Genomic DNA, 10,208 nt, shown 5'->3' on the forward strand with positions numbered 1-10,208 from the left:
GGCCGTGACATCGTTGTGCTGGGCCAGAAGAATTGCGTTGGACAGACCGACGTAACCAATACCCGCAACGGCAATATTCACCATGACAATCCAATCTCCGATGACGATGACTGCTGGTATCCCGCAGCGCAACCGCACTTGTCAACCAACCCCGCCGCAAACAGACACCCAGATCGCCGCGATCCCTGTAGCACCCGAATGTGACACACACGTGCAGGGATAAGGCCAGTCCGCTTCGATTACGGTGCTGCGGAAAAATTGCGCAGCAGCGCGAGGCCCTTTTCCAGCAAGATATGGGCATCCTCTTCGGTCGCGGCCTCGACATAGCAGCGCATTTCCGGCGCGTTGCCGGACGGGCGGAAATGCACCGTGCTGCCGTCGCGGAGAGAAACGCGCAGGCCGTCTATGTCGCTGACCTCGGCCACGGTTCCGAGCGAGGCGAGGAAGGTTTCGAGATTGGCGCGCGACGCTCGCAGATATGCCATCAGCGCGCCGCTCTTTTCCAGCGGATAGTTCTCGAGCCGGTCCGCGGCGGCGGCCGGGAGCCGGAACGAGGCCGCGACGGCGGACAGCGGCTTCTTTTCCGCAGCGGCGGCGTAAAGCGTGGCCAGAAGCGGCAGGATGCTGTCGCGTGTCGGCAGCGGCGCGAGCGTCCGGCCGTTGACGGTGAAGGGCGAGCCGAGCAGCAGGCCGCCATTCGCCTCGAAGCCCATGACGCCGCTTTTGCCGTCGGCCAGCGCCTCGGTCATGGCGGCGATCACATAGGGCGAGCCGACCCGCGTGCGGACCACACGGAAGCGGCCGTTGGCCTCGATGCCCGAATTGGACGTGACGGGTGTGGCGACGACCTCCGCCGCCAGGAAGCGGGCCGTCACCAGGCCGAGAAGGTCGCCGCGCAACGGCGTTCCGGTTTCGTCCGAAAGCAGCGGGCGGTCGCCGTCGCCGTCGGCGGAAACGATCGCATCGAGACCGTGTTCCCGCGTCCATTGCCCGAGGAGGCCGACCGTTTCGGGCGAAACGGCCTCGGTATCGACGGGAATGAAGGTTTCGGAACGGCCCAGCGCCACCGTTTCCGCGCCGTAATGGGCGAGGATATCGACCATCAGGTCGCGCGCCACGGTAGAGTGCTGGTAGATGCCGATCCTGAGGCCGGCAAGGGCATTCTCCGGCAGGACCGAGACATTGCGCGTGCGAAAGAGCGCCGCGCATTCGGCGGAGCGGTCCTCCGCCACGCCGGGGGCCTCGTCGATTTCGGCAATGTCCGCGGCGATGGCGGCGATGGCCTGCTCGTCCGCCTTGTCGATCTCGCCGTCCGGGCGATAGAACTTGATGCCGTTGCGATCCGCCGGGATATGCGATCCCGTCACCATCAGGCTCGCGGCTTTCAGCGAGAGGCCGTAGAGCGCCAGCGCCGGCGTCGGCACGGTTGCGCAGTCGAGTGGCACGAAGCCGGCGCGGGAGAGGGCGCCGATCACGATGGAAGCGATCCCGGGGCTGGAGTCGCGGAAGTCGCGGCCGACAAGGACGGGATCTCCCGTTTTCGCCTGACCGGATCGAACGAGATGACGCGCGAACGCGGTGGCGTAGACGGCTGCCGGCCGCCCCTCAAGGTCCACGGAAAGGCCGCGCAGGCCGCTGGTGCCGAACTTTAGACCCATTTCCAGTTCCCAATCATTGTCATAAACATGATCTTCAGGGTTTCACACATTAATGTCTTTCGGAAGAACCGAAGGCTTCATAGTCCCCTTTTTCTGTTCTAAGGAAATATCCGGCGTGAGCGATACGGCAAGCAAAATCACCCCCATTCTTCTGGCCGGCGGCTCAGGGTCGCGCCTCTGGCCCGTTTCGCGCGACCAGTTGCCCAAGCAGTTCCAGCCCCTTGTCGGTTCTTTCTCGACCTATCAGCAGACGCTCAAACGCGTCTCCGACCCGGCACTTTACGGCGCCCCTGTCGTCATCACCAACGAGGATTTCCGCTTCTTCGCGCAGCGGCAGGCCGAGGATGTCGACAGTCCGGTCCAGGTGGTTCTGGAGCCGGCGCGCCGCGACAGCGCCGCCGCGATGGCCGCCGCCGCCGTGATTGCCGAAAAGCGCGCGCCCGGCGGGCTTGTTCTGGCGCTCGCCGCCGATCACGTCGTGCTGAACGACGGTCTTTTCACCGATGCCGTCGCGCTCGGCCGCAAGGCCGCCGACGAAGGTCATATCGTTGTCTTCGGCCTGACGCCGACGGAGCCCAGAACCTCCTACGGCTACATCCATCCGGGCGACGTATTCGGCGAGGACGAGGACCTGAGGCTGGTCGAGGCCTTCGTCGAAAAGCCGGATGCGGCAACCGCCATATCCTATCTCCAGAAGGGTTATCTCTGGAATTCGGGCAACTTCCTGTTCCGCTCCGATGTGATGATCGAGGAAATGAGGACGTATTCGCCCGAGATTCTCGCCGCCGTGACCCGCGCCGTCGAGAAGGCCGAGACGGATCTGGGCTTCCTGCGTCTGCACCAGGAAAGCTTCGAGGCATCGCCGAAGAATTCGATCGACTATGCGGTGATCGAGAAGACCAGCAAGATCGCCGTGGTCCGCGGTCATTTCCCTTGGTCGGACATCGGCAGCTGGGACGCCATCTGGGAGGTCGCGGACAAGGATCAGGCCGGAAACGCCGTGGAAGGCGAGGGAGTGGCACTCAATTCGGAAGGCTGCCTCATCCATTCCAGGAGCCTGATGACGACCGTGATCGGCGCCAGGAACCTCGTGGTGGTCGCCACGAAGGACGCCGTTCTCGTCGTGCCCAAGGAGCGTTCGCAGGAGGTCAAGGCCCTTGTCGATACGCTGAAGGCGTCCGGCCGCGGCGCCGTCACGGAGGTTCACAAGAGAGCCTACCGTCCGTGGGGCTATGTCGAGGACATGCTGAGCGGGGAGCGGTCCAGCGTGAAGCGGCTGCTGATCGACCCCGGCGCGCGGACGTCCTTGCAGCGCCACATGAACCGCGCCGAACACTGGGTGGTGGTGCGCGGTACGGCGACCGTGACCATCGACGACCACATCACCATCCTCACCGAGAACGAATCGGCCTATGTCGCGCCCGGAACCGTCCATCGCATCGCCAACGAAGGGCGCATTGCACTCGAACTGATCGAGGTGCGGACGGGTGCCTATATGGGCGAGGACGACGTCGTGCGGATCGAGGACGACTATCGGCGCAGTTGATGCCCGCTTGCCGCGGCGTCAGCCGCGGATGACCGTCTCGAACACGTAGCGGTCCTGCGGATAGATCGACACGGACACCTGATAGAGCCGTCCCGCCGCGTCCGAGTAGCGGCGCTGGATGCGGACCGCCGCCGAGCCTTCGGCGACGCCGAGCGCCTGCGCCCGCCGCGCGTCGATCTGCACCGCATCGATGCGGACGACGGCTTCGGCCGGATGGATGCCGAAGCGGTCTTCGACCAGCAGGAAGACCGAGCCGCCGCCGGCGGGGATATCCGCCTCGACCGCGGCATATTCCTCCGGAAGATAGACATCGATATGGGAAACCGGCGCCGATGCCCCCTGCATCCGCCGCTGGAAGGTCACGCGCCACCAGTTGCCGCCGCTTTCCAGTTCGGCTTCGGCAAAGGCCGGATCGTCGGGCGACAGCGGTTCGCCGCTCTGGACCTCGACTTCCGTGTCCTGCGGATAGGTCAGCAGCGCCTCCAGCGAATCGAGCGGCATGCGCAGCCGCTGCGGCTCGCGGGCGATGACTACCGTTCCGGAGCCCTGCCGCCGGCGGATCATGCCGTGATTTTCCAGAAAGCGCAGGGCCTCGCGTACCGTTGCGCGGCTTACCTTTTCGGACGCGGCGATATCGCGTTCCGTCGGCAGGGCCGAGCCGACGGGGAACTCGCCCTCGGCGATGCGGTGGTAAAGCGTTTCCGCCAGCGCCTGGTGCCGCCACTGCTGCTTGCGCAACGCCTCCTCCGTTTTGGTGTCGATCGTGCCGCTCAGCCGTCCGTCCCCCTTGCATTCCGCTGCAACCTGCGTGAATCTACTAGCCTTCACGCATCGTTCCGGCAAGTCCCGCGCCAATCGCGGTGTCGGCAGGGCTGGCGCTCAAAGATAATTTCCGGTTTTCACAACACCTGACTTGAGCTTCACGCGCCTTGGCATATGGTGCGGCGGAGGCAGGCTTCTGCCCCGGGTTTCGCAGGAGACGATTCTGATGCTTGACCGGTTCCCGTCCTTCGGCTTCGACGCTTTGCGGCGCGGCGGTCTCGTCTGCGCGCTGGCCGCGGTCCTTGCCGCGTGCGGGCAGGAGAAGCAGGCGGAGGAAAAGCCGCTGACGCCGGTGGTTGTCGAAAAGGCCGCCTTCACCACCTATTCCCCCGCCGTGACGATGACCGGCGAGATCGAGGCCCGTGTCGAAACCGATCTTTCCTTTCGCGTGTCGGGCCGCATCGTCGAGCGTTTCGCCGAGACCGGACAGCATGTGCGGGCGGGCGACCTGCTCGCCCGCCTCGACCCGGAGGAGCAGAAGGCGGACCTCGCCGCCGCCGAGGCCAGTCTGCGGCTTGCGGAAGCGCAGCAGGCCCAGAGCAGCGCTGCGTTCAACCGCAGCACGGAACTGTTGCAGAAGGGGCTGACGACCCGCGGCGACCACGATTCGGCCCGCGCCGCGCTGATCAGCGCCCGCAATGCGGTCGATTCGGCGCGGTCGGCCGCCGACTCGGCCCGCGAGGCGCTCGGCTATACGGAGCTGCGTGCCGACGCCGACGGCATCGTGACGGATCGCAGCGCCGAGGTGGGGCAGGTGGCGCAGGCGGCGCAGATGATGTTCCGGCTGGCCCGGGACGGCGCTCGCGACGCGGTGTTCCACGTCCAGGAATCGATCTTCCTTCACCGCGATGCCTTCGAGGCCGATAAGATCGAGGTCGCCGTCCAGCTCATCAATCTGCCGGAAGTCACGGCCACCGGCGTCATCCGGGAAATCTCGCCCACCATCGATGCCGCCACGGGCACGGTCCGCGTCAAGGCCGGGCTGAGCGACGCGTCGGCGGAACTGGCGCTCGGGGCAGCCGTCACCGGACGGGTCATGCTTCGTCCCGTGCAGGTCATTCGCGTGCCGTGGACGGCGATCGGCTCGCTGGACGGCAAGCCTGCCGTCTGGATCCTGGATCGGGAAACCGGCAGTGTGTCGATGCAGGACGTGACGGTCTTCGCCTACGAGAAGGAAACGATGCTGGTGACGGATGGCCTTGCCCCCGGCGCCGAAATCGTGTCGGAAGGGGCCAAGTTCCTGCGCACCGGCCAGAAGGTGCGCATTGTCGGAGAGGCGGAATCGTGAGGCGTCTTCTTTTTTCGATCCCCCTGGCGTTTCTGGCGGCCTGCGCCGATGACGGAGCCGAAACGCCGCCGCCCGTACGGCCGGTGATGTCGGTCGTCGCCACGGCCGCAAGCCCGCTGGACATCGGCTTTGCGGGAACGGTGCAGCCACAGGTTTCGACGCCGATGGGCTTCCGCATTCTGGGGCGGCTCGTCTCGCGTCCGGCCGAGGTCGGCGATCTCGTGGCGCGGGGCCAGCAGCTCGCGGCCATCGACCCGACGTCGCTGGAGCTTGCCGTGCGAGCGGCCGAAGCCGATCTGGCCGGGGCGAGGGCGCAGCTTGCCGATGCCGAATCGACTGCGGCGCGCACCCGGGTCCTGCGGGCGGGCGATGCCGCGTCCCAATCCGTTCTCGAGCAGGCCGACCTCGGCCGCGCCTCGGCGCAGGCTTCCGTCGCCAAGGCGGAAGCGGCCCTTGCCAAGGCCCGGGAGCAGCTTTCCTATTCCACGATTTCCGCCGATTACGATGCGGTCGTCACCTCGGTGGATGCGGAGGTGGGGCAGATCGTCTCCGCCGGCGAGACCATCCTGACGATCGCCCGCCCTGACCTGCGCGACGCGGTTGTCGACGTGCCGCTTTCGGCCGGGACGGTCGCGCCGGGCGAAGCCTTTTCCGTCGCCTTGCAGGTCGCCCCGGACGTCACCGTCACGGGCACGGCGCGGGAGGTCGCGCCGCAGGCCGATCCCCTGACCCGCACCTTCCGTGTCCGCATCGCCCTGGCCGATCCGCCGGACAATTTTCGGCTCGGGGCGACGATCACCGCCTATCGCCGGCAGGCCGGCCCGAAGACCATAACGCTGCCGCTGACCGCGCTGCGCGAGGAGGAGGGCAGGAGCTACGTCTTCGTCGTGGACGAGGCGAAGGGCGAGGTCGCCCGCCGGGAAATCACCGTCGCGTCCCGCACCGGCGCCCTGTTCGTTCCCGCCGGCGGCGTGGAGGAAGGCGAGCGCGTGGTGACGGCTGGCGTCGGGGCATTGACGGACGGTCAGAAAGTCAGGCTTTCCGCAGGAGAGAACCGATGAAAAAATTCAATCTCTCCGACTGGGCGCTCGAGCACCGCTCGCTGGTCTGGTATTTCATGCTGCTGTTCACGGTCGCGGGCATCATGTCCTATGTCGATCTGGGCCGCGAGGAAGACCCGTCCTTCACCATCAAGACCATGACCATCTCGGCCTCGTGGCCCGGCGCCTCGGTGGAGGATACGACCACCCAGGTGACGGAGCGCATCGAGCGCAAGCTGGAGGAGCTGGAAACGCTCGATTACACGCGCTCGATGACCAAGCCGGGCGAGACGCTGATCTTCGTGAACCTCAAGCCCACCACGCGCGGCAGGGACGTTTCCGACAACTGGATCAAGGTGCGCAACATGATCGCCGACATCCAGCAGGATTTCCCCTCCGGCGTCGTCGGCCCCTTCTTCAACGACCGCTTCGGCGACGTGTTCGGCAATATCTATGCCTTCACCGGCGACGGGCTGACGCACCGGCAGCTGCGCGATTTCGTGGAAGAGGCCCGCGCCCGCGTCCTCACCGTGGAGAATGCCGGCAAGGTCGACCTGATCGGTGCGCAGGACGAGGCGATCTACCTCGAATTCTCGACCCGTGAACTGGCGGCGATGGGCGTCGATCAGCAGAGCGTTCTGGACACGCTTCAGGCGCAGAACGCGATCACGCCGTCCGGCGTCATCCAGGCGGGGCCGGAGCGGATCAACATCCGCGTTTCCGGCCAGTTCACCTCGGAAAACGACCTTCTGGCCGTCAACCTGCGCATCAACGACCGTTTCTTCCGCCTGAGCGACATCGCCCGCATCACCCGCGGCTACACCGATCCACCCTCCGAACTCTTCCGCTTCAACGGCCAGCCGGCCATCGGGCTGGCCATCGGCATGAAGCAGGGCGCCAATCTGCTCACCTTCGGCGAGAAGCTGAAGGAGGAGATGCGGTCCATCGAGGCCGACCTGCCGGTCGGGGTAGGCATTCACCTCGTGTCCGACCAGCCGCAGGTGGTGGAGGAGGCGGTGTCGGGCTTCACCCGCGCCCTGTTCGAGGCGGTGGCCATCGTGCTGATCGTCAGCTTCATCAGCCTCGGCCTGCGCGCCGGCCTGGTCGTGGCGCTTGCCGTGCCGCTGACGCTCGGCATCACATTCCTCGTCATGTCGCTGTTCGACATTTCCCTGCAACGCGTGTCGCTCGGCGCGCTCATCATCGCGCTCGGCCTGCTCGTCGACGATGCGATGATCGCCGTGGAGATGATGGTGGCGCGGCTTGAACTGGGCGATCCGCTGGAGAAGGCGGCCACCCACGTCTACACCTCGACGGCCTTCCCGATGCTGACCGGCACGCTGGTGACGGTCGCCGGGTTCATTCCCATCGGGCTGAACACCTCGCAGGCGGGCGAGTTTACCTTCACGCTGTTCGTCGTCCTTGCCGTGTCGCTGCTCGTCTCCTGGGTGGTCGCGGTCGTCTTCACGCCACTGCTCGGGGTGACGCTGCTGCCGAAGTCCCTGAAGACGCATGAGGGGCAGAAGAGCCGCTTCGCCCGCCTGTTTTCCTCGCTGCTCGATCTTGCCATGCGCTTCCGCTACACGACTATCGTGCTGACCGTGGCGGCGTTCGCGGCGGCGGTGTTCGGCATGGGGTTCGTGCAGCAGCAATTCTTCCCCTCCTCCGACCGCGTCGAGCTGATCGTCGACTGGACGCTGCCCCATAACGCCTCGATTGCCGATACCAGCGCCCAGATGGGCCGGTTCGAGAAGGAGATGCTCGACGGCAACGAGGATATCGAGCACTATTCCTCCTATATCGGCATGGGCGCGGTGCGCTTCGTGCTGGCCTTCGACGTGCAGCCGCCCGAGCCCTCCTTCGGCCAGACGATCATCGTCACGAAAAGCCTGGAGGCGCGCGACCGCCTGCGGGCGGAGATCGGGGCCTATCTGCGCGAAACCTTTCCCGGCACCGACGCCTTCGTGAAGCTGCTCGACATCGGCCCGCCCGTCGGCCGTCCCGTCCAGTATCGCCTGTCCGGCCACGACATGGAGGGGCTTCGCCGCCACGCGCAGGAATTCGCCGCCGTGCTCGAGAAGAACCCGCATCTCTCGGAGGTCGTGTTCGACTGGATGGAGCCCGTCCGGGTGGTGCGCGTCGATGTGTTGCAGGACAAGGCCCGGCTGCTCGGCGTCACCTCCAAGGACATCGCGACGGCGCTGAACGGCATCGTCGGCGGTCAGGCGATCACGCAGATCAAGGACGATATCTATCTGGTCGACGTGCTGGGCCGCGCCCTTGCCGACGAGCGTTCCTCCATCGATACGCTGCAAAATCTGCAATTGCCGGCGGCGGGCGGCACGGCCGTGCCGTTGTCGGCGGTCGCGAATTTCCGCTTCGGGGTCGAGCAGCCCGTCATCTGGCGCCGTTCGCGCGTGCCGACGATCACCGTCAAGGCGGGGATCGCCGATGCGACGCAGCCGGACACGGTCGTCAAGCAGCTCGATGCCGATATCAGGGCATTCGAGGCCGGGCTGCCCGCCGGCTTCCGGCTGGAAACCGGCGGCTCGGTGGAATCGAGCGCCGAGAGCCAGGCGCCGATCGCCAACGTCGTTCCGCTGATGCTGCTCGTCATGACCACGATCCTGATGGTGCAGCTCCAGAGCTTTTCGCGGCTGTTCCTCGTCTTCGCGGTGGCGCCGCTCGCCCTCATCGGGGTGGTGGCCGCCCTTCTGCCCTCCGGCGCGCCGCTCGGCTTCGTCGCCATCCTCGGCGTTCTGGCACTGATCGGCATCCTCATCCGCAACTCGGTCATTCTCGTCGTGCAGATCGAGAACATGCGCAAGGAGGGGACGGACCCCTGGCGTGCCGTCAAGGAAGCCACGGAACACCGCATGCGCCCGATCATGCTGACGGCGGCGGCGGCCTCGCTCGGCCTGATCCCGATCGCGCGCGAGGTGTTCTGGGGGCCGATGGCCTACGCCATGATGGGCGGCATCATCGTCGGCACGGCGCTGACGCTGATCTTCCTGCCCGCGCTCTATGTCGCGTGGTTCAGGATTCGGGAGAGCGAGGAACCGTCCTGACGGCCCGTGCGGGAAGGGCCCTGCCGATTTCCCCGCGCATGCGGTTGACGCCGGCGGCAAACGCCACGCCGGCGGCGGCGCCGGCCGCCTTCACCATCGCGTCGAGCATCTGCGCATGCCGGGTCGGCGAGAGGAACTGGAAGGCTTCGATGAACCCCGCCCCGGCGACCGTCAGGATCAGGATGGGACGCCAGCGCCGCGGATAGGCGAGCACGAACAGACCGGCCATCAGGCAGAATGCAAGGGCTCTTTCCAGATTGACCGGCAAGGGCGCGCGCGGACGCAGGCCGATGGGGGAAACTGTCGCGAAAACGATTGCCAGCAGGCATAACCACGCGGAAATTCTTAACAATCTGGCTGTCATCATACTGTCATGATAGCCGGATGCCGCGTGGCGGAAAATGCACGAAGGCGTGACCGACGCGCCCCGGGCGGGGACGCGGCGTCAGGCGATGACGGGCTGTCGAGGAGCGCGCGATCAGGCCCTTCTCCCTCCCTGTTTCCCGCCATTCCTGACGGAAAACCGGTTTTCGCGTTTGCCGGAAGGGCGCCGGTTCAATCGGATCCGAATATGTCTCTTGTGTAGACCTTTTCCTCGACGTCCATGAGGTCGTCTGAGAGGCGGTTTGCGATGATGACGTCTGCGCGGGTCTTGAAGCTTTCGAGGTCGCGGACGATCTCGGAGCGGAAGAAGTCCTCGTCGGGATATTCGGGTTCGTAGATGATGACCTCGACGCCCTTGGCCTTGATGCGCTTCATGATGCCCTGCACGGAGGATTCGCGGAA

Annotated in this window: 8 protein-coding genes and 1 pseudogene; 5 read left to right on the forward strand and 4 right to left on the reverse strand. The window is 65.9% G+C overall.

Going from position 1 to position 10,208, the window contains the following annotated elements:
- Positions 1-204 (forward strand): hypothetical protein (locus NOF55_RS23330; protein ID WP_306413543.1); only part of this gene is annotated, 204 nt, incomplete at its 5' end.
- Positions 205-239: 35 nt separating this feature from the next.
- Here the strand turns inward: NOF55_RS23330 and NOF55_RS23335 are convergent.
- Positions 240-1,658 carry a phosphomannomutase gene (locus NOF55_RS23335; RefSeq protein ID WP_306413536.1) on the reverse strand — a complete coding sequence of 473 codons (1,419 nt, stop codon included), beginning with the start codon at positions 1,656-1,658 and terminating at the stop codon, positions 240-242.
- A gap of 115 nt (positions 1,659-1,773) precedes the next feature.
- On the opposite strand from NOF55_RS23335, the gene NOF55_RS23340 reads away from it, so the two are divergent.
- Entirely contained in the window at positions 1,774-3,204 is a 1,431-nt protein-coding gene (locus NOF55_RS23340; RefSeq protein ID WP_306413537.1) for a mannose-1-phosphate guanylyltransferase/mannose-6-phosphate isomerase, read from the forward strand.
- 18 nt (positions 3,205-3,222) lie between these two features.
- On the opposite strand, the gene NOF55_RS23345 is transcribed toward NOF55_RS23340, so the two are convergent.
- Positions 3,223-4,032: a GntR family transcriptional regulator gene (locus NOF55_RS23345; protein ID WP_306413538.1), complete on the reverse strand. Its 810-nt coding sequence runs from the start codon at positions 4,030-4,032 to the stop codon at positions 3,223-3,225.
- 160 nt (positions 4,033-4,192) lie between these two features.
- Between NOF55_RS23345 and NOF55_RS23350 the strand changes: the two genes are divergently transcribed.
- Genes NOF55_RS23350 through NOF55_RS23360 form a run of 3 tightly spaced genes read left to right on the forward strand, consistent with a single transcriptional unit; the run spans position 4,193 to position 9,422 of the window.
- Complete coding sequence (locus NOF55_RS23350; RefSeq protein ID WP_306413539.1) at positions 4,193-5,314, forward strand: efflux RND transporter periplasmic adaptor subunit; 1,122 nt, start codon at positions 4,193-4,195, stop codon at positions 5,312-5,314.
- Entirely contained in the window at positions 5,311-6,375 is a 1,065-nt protein-coding gene (locus tag NOF55_RS23355; RefSeq protein WP_306413540.1) for an efflux RND transporter periplasmic adaptor subunit, read from the forward strand. The genes NOF55_RS23350 and NOF55_RS23355 overlap by 4 nt, the downstream gene beginning before the upstream one ends.
- Positions 6,372-9,422 (forward strand): efflux RND transporter permease subunit, encoded by a 3,051-nt coding sequence (locus NOF55_RS23360; protein WP_306413541.1) that lies wholly within the window; start codon positions 6,372-6,374, stop codon positions 9,420-9,422. The genes NOF55_RS23355 and NOF55_RS23360 overlap by 4 nt, the downstream gene beginning before the upstream one ends.
- Here the strand turns inward: NOF55_RS23360 and NOF55_RS23365 are convergent.
- The gene (locus tag NOF55_RS23365; RefSeq protein ID WP_503128515.1) at positions 9,391-9,651 is read right to left on the reverse strand and encodes a hypothetical protein; all 261 of its coding nucleotides are present in this window, start codon (positions 9,649-9,651) and stop codon (positions 9,391-9,393) included. The two genes, NOF55_RS23360 and NOF55_RS23365, sit on opposite strands and share 32 nt — an antisense overlap.
- Before the next feature lie 326 nt (positions 9,652-9,977).
- Positions 9,978-10,208, reverse strand: a pseudogene (locus tag NOF55_RS23370) (UDP-glucose 6-dehydrogenase); the annotation flags it as partial.

The organism is Ectorhizobium quercum (assembly GCF_026552795.1).
Taxonomy (GTDB): domain Bacteria; phylum Pseudomonadota; class Alphaproteobacteria; order Rhizobiales; family Rhizobiaceae; genus Ectorhizobium; species Ectorhizobium quercum.